This window comes from Mesorhizobium sp. M0140, assembly GCF_040322475.1.
GTDB lineage: Bacteria > Pseudomonadota > Alphaproteobacteria > Rhizobiales > Rhizobiaceae > Mesorhizobium.
On record NZ_JAMYTM010000004.1, the window covers coordinates 187,494 to 209,389 of the forward strand.

Sequence of the window (21,896 nt, forward strand, 5' to 3'; positions counted from 1 at the left end):
TTTTCTTGACATATTAACATGGGACATCCGACCGGGCCAATCTCGCTCTACCTCGGCTGCCAGGGAAACAATATGACGATTAATATTGGCGAGACTGTTTTTTTCGGTGCCGGACGTTTTTGCCGCATCGGCGTGGCGATCGTCCTCATCGGGATTGCCGGGTGCTCGAGCACCAACACGAATGGCCCGACGCCTGTCGCTGCGGGTGCGGGGCCGAAGGATACCGGCACCTTTCCGAACCTGAACATCAAGCCGCAAGTGGCGGCGTCGCAGTTCACCGAAGCCGAGAAGAACGCCAAGCTCGCGCAATTGAAGGCGGATGAGAATGCGCAGGCGGCAAAGGGCGGCGGCCCGAAGGTCGCCAACCAGGCGGCGCTGACGGATCTGGCCAAGAAGCATGGCGACGAAACGCTGAGGCAGATCGAAGCCAAATGCGACCCCACCCTCGACCCTACCTGCAAATAAGTATATAGCGCGCGCCCAACACCCCTTCGCTGTCTGGAACTGCCATGGAAGAATTTCACAAGGTTCGCCGGCTTCCGCCTTACGTGTTCGAGCAGGTCAACCGGCTGAAGGCCAGCGCCCGATCGCGTGGCGCCGACATCATCGACCTCGGCATGGGCAATCCGGACCTGCCGACGCCCAAGGCTATCGTCGACAAATTGTGCGAGGTCGTGCGCGACCCGCGCACGCATCGCTATTCCTCGTCGCGTGGCATTCCGGGCCTGCGTCGCGCCCAGGCCGCCTACTATGGCAGGCGCTTCGGCGTGAAGCTCAACCCCGACACGCAAGTGGTGGCCACGCTTGGCTCCAAGGAAGGCTTCGCCAACATGGCGCAGGCGATCACGGCGCCCGGCGACGTGATCCTGTGCCCGAACCCGACCTATCCGATCCATGCCTTCGGCTTCATCATGTCGGGTGGCGTCATCCGCTCGCTGCAGGTGGAGCCGGACGACGGCTTCATCCCGGCGCTCGAGCGCGGGGTCAAACATTCGATCCCGAAGCCGCTGGCGCTGATCCTCAACTATCCGTCGAACCCGACGGCGCTGGTCGCCTCGCTCGATTTCTACAAGGATGTGGTCGCCTTCGCCAAGAAGAACGACATCATCATCCTGTCCGACCTTGCCTATTCGGAGATCTATTTCGACGGCAATCCGCCGCCTTCGGTGCTGCAGGTGCCTGGCGCGATCGACGTTTGCGTCGAATTCACCTCCATGTCGAAGACCTTCTCCATGCCCGGTTGGCGGATGGGCTTTGCCGTCGGCAACGAGCGGCTGATCTCGGCGCTGACGCGGGTGAAATCCTACCTCGATTACGGCGCCTTCACGCCGATCCAGGTGGCGGCGGCACACGCGCTCAACGGCGACGGCGCCGACATCGCCGAGGTGCGCGATATCTATCACAAGCGCCGCGACGTGATGGTCGATGCCTTCGGCCGCGCTGGCTGGACCATTCCGGCACCGGCGGCATCGATGTTCGCCTGGGCGCCAATCCCGGAGCCGTTCCGACATCTCGGCTCGCTCGAATTCTCCAAGCTGCTCATCGAACATGCCGACGTGGCCGTGGCGCCGGGTGTTGGCTTCGGCGAGCATGGCGACGAATTCGTGCGCGTCGCTCTGGTCGAGAACGAGCACAGGATCCGGCAGGCGGCGCGCAACATCAAGCGCTTCTTGTCGACCAGCGCCAAGCAGCCCAACAATGTCGTGCCGCTCTCCGCTCATCGGTAAGCTTGCCGCAGACGATTTCGATCGAATTTTGAGGGACGTCGCCGGATATGGCTGAAGCATTGCGTGTTGGAATTGCCGGCCTCGGCACCGTTGGCGCGTCGGTGGCGCGCGTGCTGCGCGACAAGGCGGTGGAACTGACCCGCCAGTGCGGCCGCGACGTCATCGTCACCGCCATCTCGGCGCGTGACCCGAAGCGCGATCGCGGCGTCGATCTCAGCTCGGCAGAGTGGTTCGACGATCCGGTCAAGATGGCGCAGACCGCCGAAATCGACGTGTTCGTCGAACTGATCGGCGGCGACGAGGGTCCGTCGCGCTCATCGGTGAAAGCGGCACTCGAAGCCGGCCGTCATGTCGTCACTGCCAACAAGGCGCTGCTGGCCAAGCATGGCGTTGCGCTGGCCGAAATCGCCGAGAAGAAGGGCGTGCTGCTCAACTACGAGGCGGCAGTGGCGGGCGGCATTCCCGTCATCAAGACCATGCGCGAGGCGATGGCCGGCAATTCGGTCACCCGCGTGTTCGGCATCCTCAACGGCACCTGCAACTACATCCTGACGCGCATGGAGGCCGAGGGCATCTCGTTTGATGCTTGCCTGAAGGACGCGCAGCGGCTGGGCTATGCCGAAGCCGATCCGACCTTCGACATCGAGGGCCACGACACCGCGCACAAGCTGTCGATCCTGACCAGCCTTGCCTTTGGCACCAGGATCGCCGCCAATGACATCTACATGGAGGGCATCTCCAACATCACCCAGGCCGACATCCGCGCGGCCGCCGATCTTGGCTACCGGATCAAGTTGCTGGGTGTCGCCCAGCGCACCGAGAGCGGCATCGAGCAGCGCGTGCATCCGACGATGGTGCCGACCGCATCGGTCATCGCGCAGGTGCATGGCGTCACCAATGCGGTGGCGATCGAGACCGACATTCTGGGCGAACTGCTGCTATCAGGCCCCGGTGCCGGCGGCAACGCCACCGCCTCGGCCGTCATCGGCGACATCGCCGACATCGCCAAGAGCCGGCCAGGATTCCAGCATGGTCCGGTCTTCGGACGGCCGGCGAAGGAGCTGAAACCCTACAAGAAGGCGCAGATGCGCAGCCATGCCGGCGGCTACTTCATCCGGCTGACCGTGCATGACCGCATCGGTGTGTTCGCGGCAATAGCCAAGCGCATGGCCGACAGCGATATTTCGCTGGAATCGATCGTCCAGCACGCGGTCAACGGCGAAGCGGCGGCACAAAAAACGGTGATCCTCGTCACCCACGAGACGACCGAGGCCGCCGTGCGCAAGGCCGTCGATGGCATCACCAAGGATGGCCATCTGACCGACAAGCCGCAGGTCATCCGCATCGAGCGGGCAGGGTAGCTTTTGCCCGATAGGCCCCCTGCGGGACAGGGATCCCGCAGGCATTGAGGTCCGGTCTGGTGGGGACAGCCGCCACACGGGAACGAATTGGTGTCGTCGCCGTTCTCTTGGTCAGCAACCAGAGGAACCGCTTCATGGCCGATACCAACAAGCCCGACACCCCTAATATCGACGACATCCAGAAGACGCTGGAAAAGCAGATCGCCGATTTGCGCCGGGAGATCACCAAGATCAACAAGAGCATTTCGGCGCGGGGCGCGGAAATGCTCGATGACGCCAGCGAACAGGCGTCCGAGTTCTACGACACGGCGGCGAACCGCGCGTCGCGAACCGCACAGCAGTTGCGCAGCCAAGCTCAGTCCGTCTCGGAAGTAGCGCGCGAAAACCCCGGTACGACGACTGCCCTGGTCGGCGTGATCGGTTTGCTCGGCTTTATGGCCGGTTTTGCCATAGGTCAGTCGACGAACGATACGTCGCGCCGCTGGTATTGACCACGGCGCGATAGGGCCGGGTTTGCCGGCTCGTTTCCTTGTTTCAGCACATCATTTTTAAGGAGGGCACTGTGGCTTCATCCGCCTTGATCAGCATCCTGATCACATTCCTCGTCATCATCCTCGTTCTCTATCTTGTTCAGCGCCTGCCGCTCGACGGCCGGATGAGGCAGATCGTGCAGGTTATCGTCCTCATAATCGGCATCATTTCGCTGCTCAAATATCTTGCGGTTTTCTAGCGCCGAAGAGTCTAACTTTCGCCTTTCAAGGCCGGCCCGGTTCATTGCGGCCGGCTGGCCTTGTTTCAAAAATGCGTTTTAATCGATTGATATTGCTGACTATTCGATAAATCTTCCGCAGGTCTTGCCGTTGTCATGCTCGTTTGACAAAACAGGCCCGCCTCAGGCGGGGGGCCGCATTGGCAACGAGGAAATCACCAGATGAATGTGGCCCAGAACATCGTCGCCGGCCTTGACCGGATACTCACCATGGAACTGGTGCGCGTCACCGAACGAGCCGCCGTCGCGGCCGCCAGGCTGCGCGGGCGCGGCGACGAAAAGACGGCCGACCAGGTAGCCGTGGATGCCATGCGCCAGGAGCTCAACCGGCTTTCCATCAAGGGCACGGTGGTGATCGGCGAAGGCGAACGGGATGAGGCGCCGATGCTCTACATCGGCGAGGAAGTCGGCACTGGCAAAGGTCCGGCCGTCGATATCGCGCTCGATCCGCTCGAAGGCACGACGATTTGCGCCAAGAACCTGCCCAATGCACTCGCGGTCATCGCGATCGCCGAAAAGGGCAGCCTGCTGTTCGCGCCCGACGTCTACATGGACAAGATCGCCATCGGTCCGGGCTATGCGGACGGCGTCATCGACATCGATGCCTCGGCGGCTGAGAACATCGCCAGCCTCGCTCGGGCCAAGGGCGTCGCTGTATCGGAAATCACCACCTGCATTCTCGACCGGCCGCGCCATGCCAAGCTGATCGATGCCGTGCGCGCCACGGGGGCCGCGATCCGGCTGATCGGCGATGGCGATGTCGCCGGCGTCATCCACACCACGGACCCGGAAGAAACCGGCATCGATATTTATCTGGGCACTGGCGGAGCACCCGAGGGCGTGCTGGCCGCTGCCGCGCTGCGCTGCACCGGCGGCCAGATGCAGGGCAGACTGATCCTCGACACGGCGGAAAAGGTTGCTCGCGCGGCAAAGATGGGTATTTCCAATCCGAAACGGGTCTATCGGACGGAGGACATGGCGCGCGGCGATGTGTTGTTCGCGGCCACCGGTGTCACCGACGGCAACATGCTGGCTGGCGTCAAGTTCGGCCACAATTACATCACCACCCACACGATCGTGCTGCGCTCGTCGTCGCGGACGGTGCGCGAGATCAAGGCCCGCCATCAGGATCTGGATAAGTTCTGACGCTCGCTTGCGAAGCCGCCTTGCAATTGTTAGCCATTCGGGCGCATCCGATGATGGCTGCAGGGATTTGACGATGAAACCGTTCGACTGGCATGCGGATCCGATTTCGCGTGCCACCGCCATCACAAAGTCCTATCGCAACACCCAGAATGTGCGTCGCTTTCTCATCCGGGAATGCGGCAACGCATTCATGTTCGACCGGCCTTTCATGGCCTGGCTCAAGGACGGTGTGGAAAAGACGATGGGCGATGCGGCCGACGAATGGCTTAGGCGACAGGCTGAAAAGCGGAAAGCGCAGTTTTCTTGACCTATTCCGGGACGGCGCACACCCGTGAATCGCATGGCTTTGCCCGCCTTTGGCCTATAGAGCGTCGCGTGAACGTGACGCGGTTGAAATTGTTGCCAATGCAGGTCGTGGCCTCAAAACCGCTGCGCACTTATGGGCGGCATGCATTGTCGTGCGGCCAACGATGAGTTGGCAAAGCGTATGACCGGCGAAAAACGCCTCTTCCTCGATGTCAGGCAGTCGGTATCAGGGGTTTCCTGGGAACATCGGCTGACAGAACGCCAGGACATGATTGCGCTCGCCATCGCGCAAGGCCATGGCGTGCCCGACATCGTCGCGCGGGTGCTTGCCGGCCGTGGTGTCACCGCCGAACAGACCGAGCGGTTTCTCGACCCGACGATCCGCGATCTTCTGCCGGATCCGGCATCGCTGACCGACATGGACAGGGCGGCGGCCCGCATCGCCGCCGCAGTAATGGCCAGGGAAAAGGTGGCGATCTTCGGCGACTATGATGTCGACGGCGCCGCCTCGTCGGCCTTGCTGAAGCGGTTCCTCGCGCATTTCTCGGTGCCGTCGGAAATCTATATCCCGGATCGCATCTTCGAGGGCTATGGTCCCAATCCCGAGGCCATGCGCGAACTGGTTTCGCGCGGCGCGACACTGATCGTCACCGTCGATTGCGGCACCAACAGCGCCGTTTCAGTCGATGCCGCCAACGAGGCCGGGGCCGATGTCGTGGTGCTCGACCACCATCAGGTCGGCGGTGCCTTGCCGGCGGCAATTGCCGTGGTCAATCCCAATCGCGAGGACGACCTTTCCGGGCAAGGCCATCTCTGTGCCGCCGGTGTGGTCTTCCTCGCCCTAGTGCAGACGGCGAGAATCCTGCGCGGCCGCATGGCCGATGCCACACCGCCGGACCTGCTTTCGCTGCTTGATATCGTCGCCTTGGCCACAGTCTGTGACGTGGTGCCGCTGACCGGCGTCAACCGAGCCTTCGTGGTCAAAGGGCTGCAGATGGCGCGCCAGCAGAAGAACGAAGGGCTGGCGGCGCTGGCACGGGTGTCGCGCATCGGCGAGCCGATCAGCACTTTCCATCTGGCCTATCTGATCGGGCCGCGCATCAATGCCGGCGGACGCATCGGCGATGCCGCACTTGGCAGCCGGCTGCTTGCGACCGACGACCCGGTCGAGGCGCGCACCATTGCCGAGACGCTCGACCGGCTCAACCAGGAACGGCAGTTGATGGAGCAGGAGATGCTCGCGGCGGCGCGCGCCGAGGCCGATGCAGAGCTTGCCGGCGGCAATGGCCCGGCTATCGTCGTCACCGCCAACAACAGCTGGCATCCGGGTATTGTCGGCCTGCTCGCTTCGCGATTGAAGGACCACGCCCGCCGGCCGGCCTTCGCCATCGCCTTCAACACTGTGGGCATCGGCACCGGTTCGGGCCGCTCGGTCTCGGGTTTCGACCTCGGCCGGCTGGTGCGCGAGGCGGCCGTTGCGGGGCTGATCGTCAAGGGCGGCGGCCATGGCATGGCGGCGGGCATCACCGTGGAGCGGGCGAAGCTTGGTGAGCTCAGGGCGTTTTTCGAAGAGCGGGCGGCAGCCGACGTGTTCCGCCTGCAGGGCGAGGAAAGCCTGGCCATAGACGGTGCGCTTGCCGCTGAAGGCGCGACGCTCAGCCTGCTTGACGCGCTGGAAAAGGCCGGACCCTTCGGTGCCGGGCACGCTGCCCCCGTTTTCGCGCTGCCGCGCCACCGACTAGCCGATGCGCGGCCGGTCGGCACCAACCACATCCGCGTGGAGCTGCAATCGGAAAGCGGCGGCCGCATCCAGGCGATCGCCTTTCGCGCCGTCGATACCGCGCTTGGCGAATTTCTGTTCAAGAACCGGGGCAAGACGATCCACGTCGCCGGTTCGCTGTCGGGAAATTACTGGAACGGCAACCGCACCGTGCAGTTTCGCATCACCGATGCGGCGCGTGCGTAGGTTTTGATCAGGCGAGAACGGTCTGCAGCCGGGTCAACTCGCCGATCTGGGCCATCGTCGCCTGATAGCCGATGTTGATCGCCTCGTCGGCGCGGTGGAACTCGGTCAGGCCGATATGGCTGAGCTTCGGCTGCAGCGACATATCGGGCGGGTCGCCGGCAAGCCTGGCACGCGAAATGCGGTCCTGGATGATGTTGAAGGCCTCGACCATGACGCCGGTAATGCCGAGCCGCGTCTGATGCGACTGGTGCTCGGCGTCGACCTTGCCGGGCCTTGGTGCGTCCTTTTCGATGACCAGTTCGCCGGCGCTGTGTTTTATCACCGCGGCACGGCCGAACAGATCATAGTGAAGGTTGACCGCCACGACGAGCGGCTGCTCGTACGCGCGGCAGACCGAAACCGGTACGGGGTTGACCAGCGCGCCGTCGACCAGCACGCGGCCATTGCAATTCACCGGCTCGAACACGCCGGGAAGCGCATAGGAGGCGCGCATGGCGGTGATCAATGAGCCGCTCGACAGCCAGATTTCGTGGCCGGTGCGGATTTCGGAGGTGACCGCCACGAACGGCTTGGTCAGGTCCTCGAAACGAATGCCGGCCATGTGCTCGCGCAGCCTTGCATCGAGCTTCATGCCGCCGAACAGGCCGCTGCCGCGCAAATTGAGATCGAGCAGGCCGAAGATGCGGCGCTTGGTCAGGCTGCGGGCGAATTCTTCCAGTTCGTCCAGTTTGCCGGCGAGATAGCAGCCGCCGACCAGCGCGCCGATCGAGGTGCCGGCGATCATCGATACTTCGATGCCGGCTTCGTCGAGCGCGCGCAGCACGCCTATATGCGCCCAGCCGCGGGCGCAACCGCCACCCAAGGCGAGCGAAATGCCTGTTTTCTTCTGGGAGTTCGTTTCGGACGCGCCGCCTGACGAGGACAGGCCGTTGGCCTCCCTTACATCTGGTCTGTTACGCAATGACGCCCACTCGAGCATCATGATCTCCCTTGTCCCACGGCTACTATACGAGCGGGCCGTATCGAAATGATGAATCTGTGTGGTCGGTGTCAGGCAGAAGGTTCAAGCTAGTGGTTTCCGATACGTTTTTTCCGCATCGAACAGCGGCTTGCTGCCGTCGTCGGCAAGCGTCCCCTTGCCATCGATCAGCCCCACCGTCCGATAAAAGCATGAACGCCGGCCAGTGTGACAGGTTGCGTCGTGGCCCAACACTTTGACGCGCAACCATATGGCATCCTGGTCACAATCCGTGAGCATCTCGACGACATGCTGAAAATTGCCTGATGTTTCGCCCTTTTTCCAAAGTGCGTCGCGCGAGCGCGACCAGTAGTGGGCTATGCCGGTCTCCAGTGTCAGTGCCAGTGCTTGCGCATTCATATGCGCAACCATCAACAGCATGCCGTCCGCGGCGTCTGTCACGATGACCGTAACCAGCCCGGCTGCATCGAAGCGCGGCGAAAACACCGCGCCTTCCTCAAGCGCTTTCTTGTCTGACGGAGCTTTTGGAAATTCCAGTGCCGACATCGCCGGTCCTTGTTTTGATGGCCGGCGAGGGCCGATCAGACCCCGCCGCCGCGCACCATGGTGACGAAACGGACCTGCTCTTCGGGCGTGTCCTTGAAAACGCCGGTGAAGGTCGAGGTCAGCGTGGTTGAACCCTGCTTGCGGATGCCGCGCATGGCCATGCACATGTGCTCGGCCTCGATCATGACGGCGACGCCGCGTGGATTGAGCACGTCCTGGATGACGCCGGCGATCTGCGCCGTCAGCGCCTCCTGGGTCTGCAGGCGGTGGGCGAAGATATCGACGACGCGGGCGATCTTGGACAGGCCGACGACCTTGCCGTCCGGAAGATAGCCGACATGCGCCTTGCCGATGATCGGCACCATATGGTGCTCGCAATGTGAATGGAATGTTATGTCCTTGACGATGACCAGATCATCGTAGCCGGCGACCTCCTCGAAGGTGCGGCCGAGCTCGTCGGCCGGGCACATGTCGTAGCCACCGAACATTTCGCGGTAGGCCTTTGCCACCCGCTTCGGCGTGTCGACCAGCCCCTCGCGGTCCGGATTGTCGCCGGTCCAGCGCAAAAGCGTGCGCACGGCGGCTTCGACTTCGGCTTCGCTCGGCCGGTCGGTGACCGGCTTTTCCATATAGGCTGACTGTGGCATGAGCTTCTTGATGACGGCATCCATAAAGGCGTCTCCCGTAGTCCCTCTCGGCGGAGGAACGAGTTGAACGGACCACGACCTTTCGGTGTCGGAAACTCGCCCCGTTTCCAGCCCCGTAAGCGGCGTGAACTTCCCGGCAAGGACATTGGCTTTCGTCTTCTTGTCGATACCGGACTGCCACCATTATATAAGGTCATAGCGAGCGAAAGGAAGACACGACAGCGGCAATCGCTGTTCGCTTGGCGGCGACGGATTGGAAAATAATGATAAACGAGGTCTACAACGCGAAAATTCTCGGTTTTGCCGGGAACATTGGCCGCATCGGCCGGCTCGATCATCCTGACGCAACCGCCAAGGCGCACTCCAAGCTATGCGGTTCCACGGTCACCGTCGACCTCAAGATGCAGGACGGCGTGGTCACGGACTTTGCCCATGATGTGAAGGCCTGCGCGCTCGGCCAGGCGTCGTCATCGATCATGGCGCAACATGTCGTCGGCGCGAGCGCCGAGGAATTGCGCGCGGTGCGCGACACCATGCTGAAGATGCTCAAGGAAAATGGCGCCCCGCCGGACGGTCGCTTCGCGGACCTCAGATATCTGGAGCCGGTGCGCGATTACAAGGCCCGTCATGCCTCGACCATGCTGACTTTCGACGCCGTGGTCGACGCCATCGGCCAGATCGAGAAGCGCGCCGAAGCCTGAGGGCCGGCAACCGACCGTTTACAATGCACGTCTGCTTTCGGCAAATTCGCCGCGTACCCAGTCCGCGAACGCGGCGGCCGGCTCCGACAGATCGCGCAAGCTTCTGGCCACCAGCCAATAGGCGCCGGATGCGACGTCGATGTCGAACGGCTTGACCAGCGCGCCGGACGCGACTTCTCCGCCGATCTGCAAGAGATCGCCCAGTGCAACGCCATGTCCGAGCAAGGCGGCCTGCTTTGAAAGCGACGCATCCGCCAGCATCGGCCCGCGCGCCGGCACGGCGTCGGCGGGCACGCCGGCCGCTTCGAACCAGCGCGCCCAGCCCTGGCGGTTCTCCTCGTGCAAAAGCGTGTAGCGACCAAGATCGATCGGCTTCTCGAGGGCGGGGCCCGAGGCAAGCAGCGCCGGCGACAGAACAGGTGAGTCGACTGTCGAAGCAAGTTGCTCGGCTTCGCTGCGCGGCCACGCGGTGGCATGTGCGCTGAAGCGCAAGGCAAGCTCCGGCTGATCGCTGCGGAACTCGATCAGCCTTGGATCGACCTCGAGCGAGATGTCGATGTCAGGCCGCAATTGGCGAAACCGGTTGAGCCGTGGCACCAGCCACACGGATGCAAGCGACGGCTCGACACTGACACGGACCACGGACTGCGCCGGTGTCGCCACCAGTTCTCCAAGCAAGGTATCGATAGCGTCGAAACTTCTGACAAGCTGATCCAGCAGACGCCGTCCGGTGTCGGTCAGTTCGACACGGCGATGGTGACGTTCGAATAAGGGTTGGCGCAGGAAGATTTCGAGTTCCCGGATCTGCCGGCTGATCGCCGCCTGTGAGACGAAAAGCTCCTCGGCGGCCCGGCTGAAGCTCAGATGCCGGCCCGCCGCCTCGAAGCTCCTCAATGCCGTCAGCGGCAGGCGCCCACGCTTCATTTCGCATAACCCAGGATTATCCGAAGTGGAAATTATACTCGTTTGAAGGCGAAGGCCAGCGGCCGTCTAATCGCATCAAAGGAGACCGACCATGATCCAGTTGCTGAGCATCTTTGGCGATGTCATGCGGATCGCAACGTTTCAATGGCGTGACAGAAGACAGCATGAAAAGCGTTACGAAGAGCCGACCAGTCGTGGCCGGTGGGTGGCTTCGGCTGACTGGCAGCCGTTTCGTCGTTTCCGTCCGTGACGGTGGGGCCATGCAGGGCGCGGGGATTGCGTTCTCCAGTAGAAGCCCACATCTATCGCGTGGGAAACGCGAAACGGAGACTGTGGTGCGCGACCAGCATGGGCATGCGCATATCGCCCGGCCGCCGAAACGCGGCCGTAACTGGCCCGGTCCATGGCGCAAGACGCCGGGCCGTCTCCTCGGCACGTCGCTCGTGCGCCTCTACCAGCTGACATTGTCGGGCTTTGTCGGCAATTCCTGCCGGCATCTGCCGACCTGTTCGGAATATGCCCATGAGGCGATCGCCCGCCATGGCCTGTGGGCGGGCGGTTGGATGGGATTTTTCCGGATGCTGCGCTGCGGGCCATTCGGCACGCATGGCATAGACCTCGTGCCGGAGGTGCTGGAGGATCGTTATGTCTGGTTCACGCCATGGCGGTACTGGCGGATCGGCAGCAAGCGCGGCGAAGCGCAGGGGTGATCGCGTCAGTCAGGTCCCGCCGCTCTGCCCGTTTACGATCCGGTAGGGTTAACAACAGCCTGCACAAAGACTGCGCATTTGAGACAAAATCGAGACAAGAGACCTCGCTAAGCCGCTCCCGAACCCCCTTCTGGAGCGAGCAGAAAATGCGCAATTTCGACCGTCTTCCCTTCATCTTTGCCGGGATACTGTTCCTGCTCGCCTGGCTGCTGGGATTTCCGCTGCGCGCGCAATCGGCGCCGCTGGGGGACGTGCAGTGCACGGTGATCGCCGATGCGGCGAGCGGCAAGGCGCTCTACGAGGACGGGGTGTGCGACGAGCGGTTCAGCCCGGCTTCGACGTTCAAGGTGCCGTTGTCGCTGATCGGCTATGACAGCGGGATCCTGAGCGACGAGCACACGCCGAGCTGGGATTACAAGCCTGAATTCAACGCGGTGAAGCGGGATCAGAAGACCGTCGATCCGGTGGTCTGGGAGCGGGATTCGATCCTGTGGTTTTCCCGGGAAATCACCCGCCGGCTTGGGTCTGGGAGTTTTGCCGGTTATGTCTCGAAATTCGACTACGGCAACGCCGATGTTTCCGGCAATCCCGGCAAGAATGATGGTTTGACCAAGTCCTGGGTGAATTCCTCGCTCAAGATCACGCCGGTCGAGCAGGTCGAATTCCTGCGCAAGCTGCTGGCCCGCAAGCTGCCTGTCTCGGCCAGGGCTTACGACATGACATCAGCCATCATCCCGACCTTCCAGGCCGGAGGCTGGACGGTGCAAGGCAAGACCGGAAGCACCAGGCTGCGCAACGACGTCGACAAGGTTCAGGACAAGCGTTCGCTCGGCTGGTTCGTCGGCTGGGCGCAAAAGGATGGCCGCCAGATCGTCTTTGCGCGGCTTGTCGTCGACACCAACCGCACCGACATGCCCAAGGGCCTCAAGACCCGCGCCGCGTTCCTGAAGGACCTGCCGCTCCTCATCAAATGAACGCTGACATTTGAGCCGGGCTTTACGGAGGCGGAATCTGTCCATAAAAGACAGCCGCTGCCGGACGCATCCGGCTTTTCCCTATGCATATCGTAACCCAAAACCGCCATACACTTTTGGGCGACATGCATTTCAACCACCCGCGCTCGTTTGCGGGACTGGATAGGAGATATATATGCTGAATTCCGTTTCCCTGACATTTCCCGATGGCTCCGTCCGCGAATACGACGCGGCGATGACCGGTGCTGGCCTCGCCGAATCGATCTCGAAATCGCTGGCCAAGAAGGCGGTCGCCTATGCGATCGACGGCACCGTTCGCGATCTCAGCGATCCGCTCGGCAAGTCCGGCAAGGTCGAGATCGTCACCCGCGACGACCCGCGCGCGCTGGAGCTGATCCGCCACGACGCGGCCCATGTGCTGGCGGAAGCCGTGCAGGAATTGTGGCCGGGAACGCAGGTGACCATCGGGCCGGTGATCGAGAACGGGTTCTACTACGACTTCGCCCGTAACGAGCCGTTCACGCCTGACGATTTTCCGGTGATCGAGAAGAAGATGCGCGAGATCATCGCGCGCAACAAGCCGTTCACCAGGGAAGTCTGGTCGCGCGACAGGGCGAAAAAAGTCTTTGCCGACAAGGGCGAGCGCTACAAGCTGGAGCTGATCGACGCCATTCCTGAGGATCAGAATCTCAAGATCTATGCGCAGGGCGACTGGTTCGACCTCTGCCGTGGCCCGCACATGGCCTCGACCGGGCAGATCGGCAATGCCTTCAAACTCATGAAGGTGGCCGGCGCCTATTGGCGCGGGGATTCGAACAACCCGATGCTGACCCGCATCTACGGCACGGCCTGGGCCGACCAGGCGCAGCTCGAAGCCTACCAGATGATGCTGGAGGAGGCCGAGAAGCGCGACCATAGGAAGATCGGCCGCGAGATGGACCTGTTCCATTTCCAGGAAGAGGGACCGGGCGTCGTCTTCTGGCATGCCAAGGGCTGGAAGATGTTCCAGAACTTGGTCAACTACATGCGCCGCCGCCTCGATGAGCAGGGCTATCAGGAGGTCAACGCGCCGCAGGTGCTCGACAAGAGCCTGTGGGAGACGTCAGGCCATTGGGGCTGGTATCGCGACGCCATGTTCAAGGTGACGGTCGCCGGCGACGACACCGATGACGACCGGGTCTTCGCGTTGAAGCCGATGAACTGTCCGGGCCATGTGCAGATTTTCAAGCATGGGTTGAAGTCCTATCGCGATCTACCCGTGAAGCTTGCGGAATTCGGCAATGTGCATCGCTACGAGCCGTCGGGCGCGCTGCACGGGCTGATGCGTGTGCGCGGCTTCACGCAGGACGATGCGCACATCTTCTGCACCGAGGAGCAGCTGGCTGCGGAGTGCCTGCGCATCAACGATTTGATCCTGTCGACCTATGCCGATTTCGGTTTTGACGAAATCAGCGTCAAGCTTTCGACGCGGCCCGACAAACGCGTCGGCACCGACGAAGCCTGGGATCATGCCGAGGCGATCATGGGGAGCGTGCTGGAGACGATCAGGACACGATCCGGCAATCGCATCAAGACCTCGATCAATCCGGGCGAGGGCGCCTTCTACGGACCGAAATTCGAATATGTGCTCAAGGATGCTATCGGCCGCGAATGGCAGTGCGGCACGACGCAGGTCGACTTCAACCTGCCGGAACGGTTCGGCGCCTTCTATATCGGCTCCGATTCCGAGAAGAAGCAGCCTGTGATGGTGCACCGCGCCATCTGCGGTTCGATGGAGCGCTTCCTCGGCATCCTGATCGAGAACTATTCCGGCCATTTCCCGCTGTGGTTCGCGCCGCTGCAGGTGGTGGTGGCGACGATCACCTCGGATGCCGACGGCTATGCGACCGAAGTGGTGGCAAAGCTGAAGGCCGCCGGGCTGTTGGCGGAAGCGGATTTGCGCAACGAGAAGATCAACTACAAGGTCCGCGAACACTCGCTGGCCAAGGTTCCGGTCATCCTCGTCTGCGGCAAGCGCGAGGCGGAAGAGCAGACGGTCAACATGCGCCGGCTGGGCTCACGCGACCAGGAATCGCTTGGCCTTGACCAGGCGATCGCGCAATTGGCCGAAGAAGCCGTCACGCCCGACCGCAGGCGCAAACGCGCTGCCTGATCGGCATAGTTTTTCGGCCAAATGGCGGTGGAGCGATCCACCGCCATTTTCATATCCTTGTCACGCCGACCTTGTAACGAACCCCTATGCTCAAGCTGAAATCGCGCGAACGACCCTTTCCCGAGCTTTCCTATGCCAATCCGCGCCAGCCGGCGCTGACGCGCTGGTTCATCCATTCGATCGAAGGCCTGTCGGGCCGCGACCGCTACACCGCGCTTTACGATTTTTGGCGCCGTCAGGTCGTGCCGACCGGCGAGCGTGTGTTCAGCCGCATGCTCGACCTGATCGACGTCCGCGTGCGGACGGCAGATCAGTGGCCGCCAGCGCAATTGTCTGATACGCCGCTGGTGATCGTCGCCAATCATCCGTTCGGCATCGGTGACGGCATTGCCGTGCTGTCGCTGGCCGAGCAGCTCGGACGGCCGTTCCGGGTGATGATCCACAAGGACCTGCTCAAGATCCGCGAGATGGAGCCCTACTCGCTGCCGATCGACTTTTCCGAGACCAAGGACGCGCTGAAGAACAACATGGCCGTGCGCCATGAAGCGGTGCGGCTGCTGAAGGAGGGCGTCACCATCGTGGTGTTTCCGGCCGGCGGTGTCGCCACCGCGCCAAAAGGTTTTGGCCGGGCGCGCGACCTGCCGTGGAAGATGTTTGCGGCCCGTCTCGTCCAGGAGGCCAAAGCGTCGGTCATCCCGATGCATTTTTCCGGGCAGAACGGCAGGCTGTTCCATCTGGTCAGCGGCCCGATGAACATGGCTGAGAGCGACGGCCGGGTGGCGAAATTCATCGGCAAGGCCTCGGTGACATTGCGCACGTCGCTGCTCATCCACGAATTCGCGCGGTTGTCCGGCAAGGCGATCGACGTGCGTGTCGGCAAGATGCTGAGCTGGAGCGAACTGGAGCCATTGCGCGACCGCAAGGCGTTGCTCGACCGCCTTTATCGCGGCGTGTTCGACCTTGCGCCAGTCGTGAGGCGCCGCCGGATTCCGTTCCTGCCGGCGCGGACCAAGCTGGCTGCTTGAGGCAACAAACGTCCGGCTCACGAGGGGCCGAGACTCGACCGTCCGTTCAGAAAATAGTATGACACTGTAACGTTGCGGTGCTATAAGGAGGCAAGAAACGAACTTGCCATGAGAACCAGCAAACCAATCACCGTGACCCTCGGCCGCCAGCAGAGCAGCGTCGACGCACGTCTGGCCTCGGGCGCCTACGATTCCGCCAGCGAAGTCATGCGCGCGGCGCTACGCGCCCTCGATCGCGAGGAGCAGATCATCACCGCTGTTATGCACGCCAAGGTCCAGGAAGCCCTTGACGACCCGCGTCCGGACATCCCGGCAGAAGACGTCTTCAAAGCGTTGCGCGCCCATCATGCGGACCGCATGAAGGCCTCTAAGCGTGACGCATAAGGTCGTCTTCAGGCCAGCGGCTCAAGCCGACCTCTTCGCCATCTACAATTACATCGAAAACGACAGCGGGAATCGGCGTGCCGGCGACTATGTCAACCGCATAGAGGCCGCGTGTATGGCGCTGTCCACCTTCCCGGAGCGCGGGACCGTGCGCGACGCTGTTGGCCCCGGCGTCCGCATCGTCGGTTTTGAACGCCGCGTATTTATCGTTTTCCGGGTCAACGGTGACACCGTGGTCATCCTGCGTGTGCTCTACGGCGGACAGGATTATCCGGCCAGTTCAGAGGATGAAGCAGACACCTGATTCCTCTGGTAGGGATTGCGAACTGCAGTCTGGTCTAATCAGCACCTTCTTCGGGATCCATCGCCGCGGCCTCGGTGGCCAGAACCTCGATTTCCTGGTTCTGCCCGGCCACGACCGTAAAATCCTTCTGGTAGATGCGGTCGCGGTTCTTGGCGATGATGGTGTAGTCGCCCTCGGCCAGCACCATAGAGGCGAAGGCGCCGACAGTTTCCTTGATCGGATCGCCGGACTCATTGAGCAGCGACCAGGAGGTATCGGCGATCGCCTCGCCGCCGGTTTCGCGCACCAGCTTCATCGTGATCTCGGCGGCGTGGTGCTCGACGGTCGCTTCGGTCAGCTTGCCGGCCTCGACACGGATGTCGGAGCGGATGACCGCGTTGACCGCGCCATAGGTCGAGACGACATGGTAGATGCCGGCGTTGAGCCGCACGACGCTGTTAGGCTCGACATCGGGAATGATCAGCGCGCGGTCGCCATTGGCCTCGGCGGTGCCCTCGTAAATCGAAAAGCGCAGCTTCTTCGGTGGAATGCGCACGCCGCCGGACAGCACGGCGTCGAGCTTGAGGCCACCGGCGTCGAGCACGAGGCTTTCGCGCTTGGCGTCCTTGCCGACAGTGATGCGCTTGGTGGCGCCGGCCCGGCCGTAGGAGGCGTGAACCAGATAGCTGCCAGGCTCGAGCTGGAAGACGGCGGTGCCGCCATGGGAGGAGGCGACCATCGGCAATTTGCCGTTGACGGCTTCGGGCTTGAAGACCCGCCAGACGATGCCGCGCGTGATGTCGGAACCCTTGTCGGTCAACTGGGCGGACAGCGTGATGGCGCCGCCGCCGCTTAGTGCCAGTGACGTCTCGCCTTTCGGCGTCGCGTAGCTCGAAATTCCCGGAAGCTTCAGGTCGCTGACACCGTCGACGTTCTGCGCCATGGCGAACGAAACCGGCGCCATCAACAGCAGGGCACCGAGCCAGATCAGGAAAAGACGGACAGTCCCCTCAAACATGCCTTGCGTTGAAGCCCATGGCGGTGGCAATTTCAAGGCTTAAGAGTCCGATCGATACGACTCTCTTCCGTCCGGCGTATCCCGCGCCAATGCCCGAGCCGCCGAATTCCCGATGGTGCGCTTCAGCTCAAAACAGAATGTTCAGGAGACTTGCGCCCATGGCGTCGCCGATCATCGATTTCCTGCTGACCCGAAACTCCGCTCCGATCCCCGATCTGAAGCAGCCGGCGCCGAGCGATGCGGAGATCGCGACGATGATCACTGCTGCCTCGCGGGTGCCCGACCATGGCCGATTGGAGCCCTGGCGCTTCATCGTCTACCGTGGCGACGCCCGCGTCGAGATCGGCAGGCAACTGGCAGCGCTTGCAGAGCAGCGGGAGGGCCCATTGCCGGAAGGCCGCCGCAATCAGGAACTGGCGCGGTTCTCACGCGCGCCGCTGGTGATCGGCGTCGTATCTGTCCCCCGGGAGAATCCAAAAATCCCGCAATGGGAAATGTTCCTGTCGGGCGGCATGGCGGCGATGAACCTGATGATAGCAGCGAATGCGCTGGGCTATGGCACCAACATGATCAGCAACTGGTATTCGGATGTACCGGAGGGCAGGGCGCTGCTGGGGCTGGCGCCGCAGGAGCGCGTCGTCGGCTTCATCCATATCGGCTCCTATGCCGGCCCGGCGCCGGAGCGGCCGCGGCCCGATCCGGCAAAGCTTTACGGCGACTATTCGGGGCGGTGGGCGGGCTGAATGTTCTACGAACCCTCAAAGGGCCACGGCCTGCCGCACGATCCATCGAAGGCGATCGTGGCGCCGCGTCCGATCGGCTGGATTTCGACGCTGAACGGAGCCGGTGAGATCAACCTTGCTCCATACTCCTTCTTCAATGCCGTTTCGACACGGCCGTTCATTGTCTGGTTCTCCTCCGAGGGCGAGAAGGACAGCGCCTCTTTCGCGCAGGAGACCGGTGAGTTCGTCGCCAATCTGGTCAGCCGCGATCTTGCCGACAAGATGAACCGCACATCGGTCAACGCACCGCGCGGCGTCAATGAGTTCGCCTATGCCGATCTCGCCATGGCGCCGTCGCGCCTCGTCGCGCCGCCGCGCGTGGCGGCAGCGCCGGCTGCGCTCGAATGCCGGGTGACGGAAGTTTTTCGGCCAAAGGCGCTGGACGGATCGCCGACAAGCGCTGTGATTGTTGCCGGTGAGGTGGTCGGCGTGCACATCGACGACGCCTTCCTGACAGACGGCCTGTTCGACATCACCAAGGCCGGCAATGTCGCTCGTCTCGGCTATATGGACTATGCCAGCGTCGACCAGGTGTTTTCGATGCGCCGGCCGCGCTGGGACAAGGACTAGATATCAGGCTTGGCCAGCGCCTTGCCGGCACTCTTTCGCCGCCTGGCCGTCATGACGGTGCGCACATAGCCGGGCTCGCCGATCCGGATGCTTCCATCGGGCAGGCCCAGTATGCGGTCGAGAGCGATCTCGTAGAGCCTGACGCGTTTCTCCAGGGCCTCGATCGCGATCTCCATGTCGGCGTCGCTGCCCCCGGCAATTGCCTTGGCAACGACGTCATGCGTGGCCATGCCGAACTGCATGACGATGTCGGCGACACCTTCCGGATCGAAGGTCCTGAAAGTGGTGTCTTCGATCCCTTGCCTGATGATCTTGACCAGCAGAGGTGAAAACGACGCGCTGGCGGCCAGATTGATACGGTGGAAAAGCACCAGATTCTCAGGCCGAAACATCGTCTCGAAAAGAGTCCAAGCTTCCGGCGCGGTCTCGATCTTGGCCCGCCGCGACTGGCTGAGCAGGCCATTCAGGCGGTCAAGCGGGTCTAGGCCCGGATCGTCGATTATGTCTTGCACGCCAGCCAGTGCCTGTCTTGCAAAGCGATCGGCCAAGGCTTCCAGAAGAGCCTCCTTGGAGGGGAAGTAGTGATAGAAGGCGCCCTTGGAGACGCCGGCGGACGCAATCACGTCGTTGAGGCTCGCTTTGTCATAGCCCTGCGTCAGAAAAAGCGTCTGGGCATGGTCCAGAAGTTCTTCTCGCCTGAACTCTGGATGCTTGATGACACGGGGCATGATGAACCTTCTGCACAGCTCGCTTGAATTACAGACCGTCGGTCGGTATGGTAGACCGATGGTCTAAAATTGCCAGCGCAAGTGAGCGGATATCATCAAAGGCCGATCATGATCGCGAAATTGGTCCTTCAAACATTCGTCTGGTTTGGCGCCATGGGCGCCTTGCTCTTCCTGTCGGCCGGCACGCTGCACTGGCCGGGGGCCTGGGTCTATCTGGTGGGGATGGTGGGGCTCAGTCTCACCTTGGGCGTGGCGCTGGCAAGGCGCGATCCCGGCCTGATGAATGAGCGGCTGAGTTCTCCCATCCAGAAGAATCAGGACACGGCCGACAAGGTCCTGCTGTCCATACTACTGTTCGCCATCTTTGGTTCGCAGATATTCATGGGGTTCGACGTCCGTTTCGGCTGGTCCGTGGTTCCCGTCTGGGTGCAGGTGGTCGGCGCGCTCGTCCTGCTGCTCGGAATCTGGATCTGCTATCTGACGATGCTGGAGAACAGTTTCGCGGCGCCGGTGGTGAGGATCCAGGATGAACGCGGACAACATGTGATCTCCACGGGGCCTTACAGCTACGTCCGCCATCCGATGTACGCCGGCGCCATCCTCTTCTTCGCCGGCACGGCACTTCTGCTTGGTTCCTGGTGGGGGCTGGCGTCGGTACTCGTGATCGTCGTTCTCCTGGCCATCCGCACCTTCATTGAAGAGAAGACGCTTCGCACCGGCCTGCGCGGCTATGACGACTATGTGGCCCGGGTCCGTTACCGCCTGATCCCATTGGTCTGGTAGCAGGCGCTCAGGCGGAAACACCTGCCGCCTTTGCCCGCGCCAGCAGCCGCTCGGCTAGCCGCAGGTGCGGGCGGTCGAACATCCTGCCGTCGATGCTGACGACGCCGGGACTTCCCGCTGCCGCGAACGCGGCAACGATTGCCGCCGATTGTCTCACGGCGTCGACCGACGGCGTGAAGGCGGCGTTGATGACCGGCACCTGATCGGGGTGGATCGCCATCTTGCCGGTGAAGCCATCGCGCTCGGCCTCGGTGCATTCCGCTTCGAAGGCCGCCATGTCGCGAAAATTCGGGAAGACGGTGTCGATCGCCTCGACCTCCGCCGCACCGGCGGCAAGTATGGTCATGGTGCGAGCGTGACGGAACACGTCCGTGTAGCGGCCATGCTCGTCGCGGGCGCTGCGCGCGCCGATCGCCGCCGACAGGTCTTCAGCGCCCCAGGTGAGGCCGGCAAGCCGCGCGCTTGTCCCGGCATAGGTCGCAGCCGCCAGCACGCCTGCCGGCGTTTCTGTGATGATCGGCAGGATCTTGATCGCGCCGTCGGCCAAGCCGTTTTCGGCCTCGCGCACCCTGAGCTTTGCCGACAGGTGCTGCACATCCTGGCCGCTGTTCGACTTGGGCAGCATGATGCCGTCGGGTTTCGCTGGAACCAGTGCGGCGAGATCGTCGTCCGTCAGCGCGGTCGACAGGTCGTTGACCCTGACATAGATGGCTGAACCGGTTTGCGCCCTGCGTTCCAGGATGAAGCGCGCCGCCACCTCGCGTGCCAGCGCCTTGTTGTGCGGTGCCACGGAATCCTCGAGGTCGACGATGACCACGTCGGCGCCGACACCAAAACCCTTTTCCAGTTTCCTCTGGGAATCGCCAGGGATGAACAGCAGCGAACGCATGCGTCAGATCGCCTTCTTCAGCATCATCGCTTGCCTGGTGCATTTGGCGACGAGATCGCCATGCTGGTTGTAGGCGCGATGCTCGAATTCGACGATGCCGCGATCGGGTTTCGACCTGGACTCGCGCACCGAGATGACTGTCGTCTCAACGCGAATGGTGTCGCCATGGAAGACCGGATGCGGAAACACGGTCTCCTTCATGCCGAGATTAGCGACCGTAGTGCCGACTGTGATGTCATTGACCGAAATGCCGATCATCAGGCCGAGCGTGAACAGCGAGTTGACCAGCGGCTTGCCCCATTCGCTCTTGGCGGCGAAATCGAAGTCGATGTGCAGCGGCTGCGGGTTCAGCGTCATTACCGAAAACAGCATGTTGTCGCTTTCGGTAATGGTCTTGCGCAGCGTGTGCTGGAAGACATGGCCGACAACGAACTCTTGGAGATAAAGCCCGGCCATTTCTTTCTCCTCAGGTGCTTGACGGTGATAGGCGCTGCAAATCAGCCTCGCAAGCCAGTTAATGAACATG

The 21,896-nt window shown here is 62.4% G+C and carries 27 protein-coding genes; 19 read left to right on the forward strand and 8 right to left on the reverse strand.

Annotation, left to right across the window (positions count from 1 at the left end):
• The first annotated feature begins 72 nt into the window (after positions 1-72).
• From NKJ37_RS06345 to recJ, 8 genes are all read left to right on the forward strand, one after another.
• On the forward strand, positions 73-465 hold the full coding sequence (locus NKJ37_RS06345; protein ID WP_023810472.1) for a hypothetical protein: 393 nt from the start codon (positions 73-75) through the stop codon (positions 463-465).
• A 44-nt stretch (positions 466-509) separates the two neighbouring features.
• Entirely contained in the window at positions 510-1,727 is a 1,218-nt protein-coding gene (locus tag NKJ37_RS06350) for an LL-diaminopimelate aminotransferase (protein WP_023810473.1), read from the forward strand.
• Between the two features lie 47 nt (positions 1,728-1,774).
• Positions 1,775-3,088, forward strand: coding sequence for a homoserine dehydrogenase (locus NKJ37_RS06355; RefSeq protein ID WP_023810474.1), 1,314 nt, complete (start codon positions 1,775-1,777; stop codon positions 3,086-3,088).
• 134 nt (positions 3,089-3,222) lie between these two features.
• Positions 3,223-3,579, forward strand: coding sequence for a hypothetical protein (locus NKJ37_RS06360; protein ID WP_352440225.1), 357 nt, complete (start codon positions 3,223-3,225; stop codon positions 3,577-3,579).
• Positions 3,580-3,650: 71 nt separating this feature from the next.
• On the forward strand, positions 3,651-3,818 hold the full coding sequence (locus NKJ37_RS06365; protein WP_023810476.1) for a Thivi_2564 family membrane protein: 168 nt from the start codon (positions 3,651-3,653) through the stop codon (positions 3,816-3,818).
• 201 nt (positions 3,819-4,019) lie between these two features.
• On the forward strand, positions 4,020-5,003 hold the full coding sequence (gene glpX / locus NKJ37_RS06370) for a class II fructose-bisphosphatase (RefSeq protein WP_352440226.1): 984 nt from the start codon (positions 4,020-4,022) through the stop codon (positions 5,001-5,003).
• Positions 5,004-5,076: 73 nt separating this feature from the next.
• Positions 5,077-5,310 carry a DUF6434 domain-containing protein gene (locus tag NKJ37_RS06375; protein ID WP_023810478.1) on the forward strand — a complete coding sequence of 78 codons (234 nt, stop codon included), beginning with the start codon at positions 5,077-5,079 and terminating at the stop codon, positions 5,308-5,310.
• Positions 5,311-5,490: 180 nt separating this feature from the next.
• On the forward strand, positions 5,491-7,275 hold the full coding sequence (gene recJ / locus NKJ37_RS06380; protein ID WP_352720258.1) for a single-stranded-DNA-specific exonuclease RecJ: 1,785 nt from the start codon (positions 5,491-5,493) through the stop codon (positions 7,273-7,275).
• Between the two features lie 7 nt (positions 7,276-7,282).
• On the opposite strand, the gene NKJ37_RS06385 is transcribed toward recJ, so the two are convergent.
• The 3 genes from NKJ37_RS06385 to folE all read right to left on the reverse strand — a co-directional run bounded on the left by NKJ37_RS06385 (position 7,283) and on the right by folE (position 9,471).
• Positions 7,283-8,257 carry a patatin family protein gene (locus NKJ37_RS06385; RefSeq protein ID WP_352440228.1) on the reverse strand — a complete coding sequence of 325 codons (975 nt, stop codon included), beginning with the start codon at positions 8,255-8,257 and terminating at the stop codon, positions 7,283-7,285.
• 81 nt (positions 8,258-8,338) lie between these two features.
• A complete protein-coding gene (gene hisI / locus NKJ37_RS06390; RefSeq protein WP_352440229.1) occupies positions 8,339-8,800 on the reverse strand; it encodes a phosphoribosyl-AMP cyclohydrolase in 462 nt (153 codons plus the stop codon).
• A gap of 35 nt (positions 8,801-8,835) precedes the next feature.
• Positions 8,836-9,471: a GTP cyclohydrolase I FolE gene (folE, locus tag NKJ37_RS06395; protein ID WP_023810482.1), complete on the reverse strand. Its 636-nt coding sequence runs from the start codon at positions 9,469-9,471 to the stop codon at positions 8,836-8,838.
• A gap of 239 nt (positions 9,472-9,710) precedes the next feature.
• Here folE and NKJ37_RS06400 point away from each other — a divergent pair, with 239 nt between their 5' ends.
• Complete coding sequence (locus NKJ37_RS06400; RefSeq protein ID WP_352630189.1) at positions 9,711-10,148, forward strand: iron-sulfur cluster assembly scaffold protein; 438 nt, start codon at positions 9,711-9,713, stop codon at positions 10,146-10,148.
• A gap of 18 nt (positions 10,149-10,166) precedes the next feature.
• On the opposite strand, the gene NKJ37_RS06405 is transcribed toward NKJ37_RS06400, so the two are convergent.
• On the reverse strand, positions 10,167-11,072 hold the full coding sequence (locus tag NKJ37_RS06405; protein WP_023810484.1) for a LysR substrate-binding domain-containing protein: 906 nt from the start codon (positions 11,070-11,072) through the stop codon (positions 10,167-10,169).
• A 91-nt stretch (positions 11,073-11,163) separates the two neighbouring features.
• On the opposite strand from NKJ37_RS06405, the gene NKJ37_RS06410 reads away from it, so the two are divergent.
• The 7 genes from NKJ37_RS06410 (at position 11,164) to NKJ37_RS06440 (ending at position 16,621) form a co-directional block, all read left to right on the forward strand.
• A complete protein-coding gene (locus tag NKJ37_RS06410) occupies positions 11,164-11,322 on the forward strand; it encodes a hypothetical protein (protein ID WP_081734812.1) in 159 nt (52 codons plus the stop codon).
• Between the two features lie 85 nt (positions 11,323-11,407).
• The gene (yidD, locus tag NKJ37_RS06415) at positions 11,408-11,782 is read left to right on the forward strand and encodes a membrane protein insertion efficiency factor YidD (RefSeq protein WP_023810485.1); all 375 of its coding nucleotides are present in this window, start codon (positions 11,408-11,410) and stop codon (positions 11,780-11,782) included.
• Between the two features lie 146 nt (positions 11,783-11,928).
• Complete coding sequence (gene blaOXA / locus NKJ37_RS06420; protein WP_023810486.1) at positions 11,929-12,756, forward strand: class D beta-lactamase; 828 nt, start codon at positions 11,929-11,931, stop codon at positions 12,754-12,756.
• Positions 12,757-12,931: 175 nt separating this feature from the next.
• A complete protein-coding gene (gene thrS, locus NKJ37_RS06425) occupies positions 12,932-14,908 on the forward strand; it encodes a threonine--tRNA ligase (protein ID WP_352720254.1) in 1,977 nt (658 codons plus the stop codon).
• 86 nt (positions 14,909-14,994) lie between these two features.
• Entirely contained in the window at positions 14,995-15,933 is a 939-nt protein-coding gene (locus tag NKJ37_RS06430) for a lysophospholipid acyltransferase family protein (RefSeq protein WP_352773258.1), read from the forward strand.
• 108 nt (positions 15,934-16,041) lie between these two features.
• Entirely contained in the window at positions 16,042-16,317 is a 276-nt protein-coding gene (locus NKJ37_RS06435) for a type II toxin-antitoxin system ParD family antitoxin (protein ID WP_023810489.1), read from the forward strand.
• Positions 16,307-16,621 carry a type II toxin-antitoxin system RelE/ParE family toxin gene (locus tag NKJ37_RS06440; RefSeq protein WP_352440234.1) on the forward strand — a complete coding sequence of 105 codons (315 nt, stop codon included), beginning with the start codon at positions 16,307-16,309 and terminating at the stop codon, positions 16,619-16,621. The genes NKJ37_RS06435 and NKJ37_RS06440 overlap by 11 nt, the downstream gene beginning before the upstream one ends.
• Positions 16,622-16,655: 34 nt before the next feature.
• On the opposite strand, the gene NKJ37_RS06445 is transcribed toward NKJ37_RS06440, so the two are convergent.
• The gene (locus NKJ37_RS06445) at positions 16,656-17,618 is read right to left on the reverse strand and encodes an RgsD C-terminal domain-containing protein (RefSeq protein WP_027036844.1); all 963 of its coding nucleotides are present in this window, start codon (positions 17,616-17,618) and stop codon (positions 16,656-16,658) included.
• Between the two features lie 158 nt (positions 17,619-17,776).
• Between NKJ37_RS06445 and NKJ37_RS06450 the strand changes: the two genes are divergently transcribed.
• Together NKJ37_RS06450 and NKJ37_RS06455 are read left to right on the forward strand one after the other, a co-directional pair.
• Entirely contained in the window at positions 17,777-18,361 is a 585-nt protein-coding gene (locus NKJ37_RS06450; RefSeq protein WP_352440235.1) for a nitroreductase family protein, read from the forward strand.
• Positions 18,362-18,970 carry a flavin reductase family protein gene (locus NKJ37_RS06455; protein WP_352440236.1) on the forward strand — a complete coding sequence of 203 codons (609 nt, stop codon included), beginning with the start codon at positions 18,362-18,364 and terminating at the stop codon, positions 18,968-18,970. It begins immediately after the preceding gene.
• On the opposite strand, the gene NKJ37_RS06460 is transcribed toward NKJ37_RS06455, so the two are convergent.
• Complete coding sequence (locus tag NKJ37_RS06460; protein WP_352440237.1) at positions 18,967-19,698, reverse strand: TetR/AcrR family transcriptional regulator; 732 nt, start codon at positions 19,696-19,698, stop codon at positions 18,967-18,969. The genes NKJ37_RS06455 and NKJ37_RS06460 overlap by 4 nt on opposite strands.
• 108 nt (positions 19,699-19,806) lie before the next feature.
• Here NKJ37_RS06460 and NKJ37_RS06465 point away from each other — a divergent pair, with 108 nt between their 5' ends.
• Positions 19,807-20,481, forward strand: a complete 675-nt coding sequence (locus NKJ37_RS06465; protein ID WP_023810495.1) for a methyltransferase family protein — start codon at positions 19,807-19,809, stop codon at positions 20,479-20,481.
• A 7-nt stretch (positions 20,482-20,488) separates the two neighbouring features.
• On the opposite strand, the gene NKJ37_RS06470 is transcribed toward NKJ37_RS06465, so the two are convergent.
• Both NKJ37_RS06470 and NKJ37_RS06475 read right to left on the reverse strand, forming a co-directional pair.
• Positions 20,489-21,370, reverse strand: a complete 882-nt coding sequence (locus NKJ37_RS06470) for an HpcH/HpaI aldolase/citrate lyase family protein (protein ID WP_128303364.1) — start codon at positions 21,368-21,370, stop codon at positions 20,489-20,491.
• Positions 21,371-21,373: 3 nt separating this feature from the next.
• Positions 21,374-21,826 (reverse strand): MaoC family dehydratase, encoded by a 453-nt coding sequence (locus tag NKJ37_RS06475; RefSeq protein WP_352440239.1) that lies wholly within the window; start codon positions 21,824-21,826, stop codon positions 21,374-21,376.
• Positions 21,827-21,896: the final 70 nt, after the last annotated feature.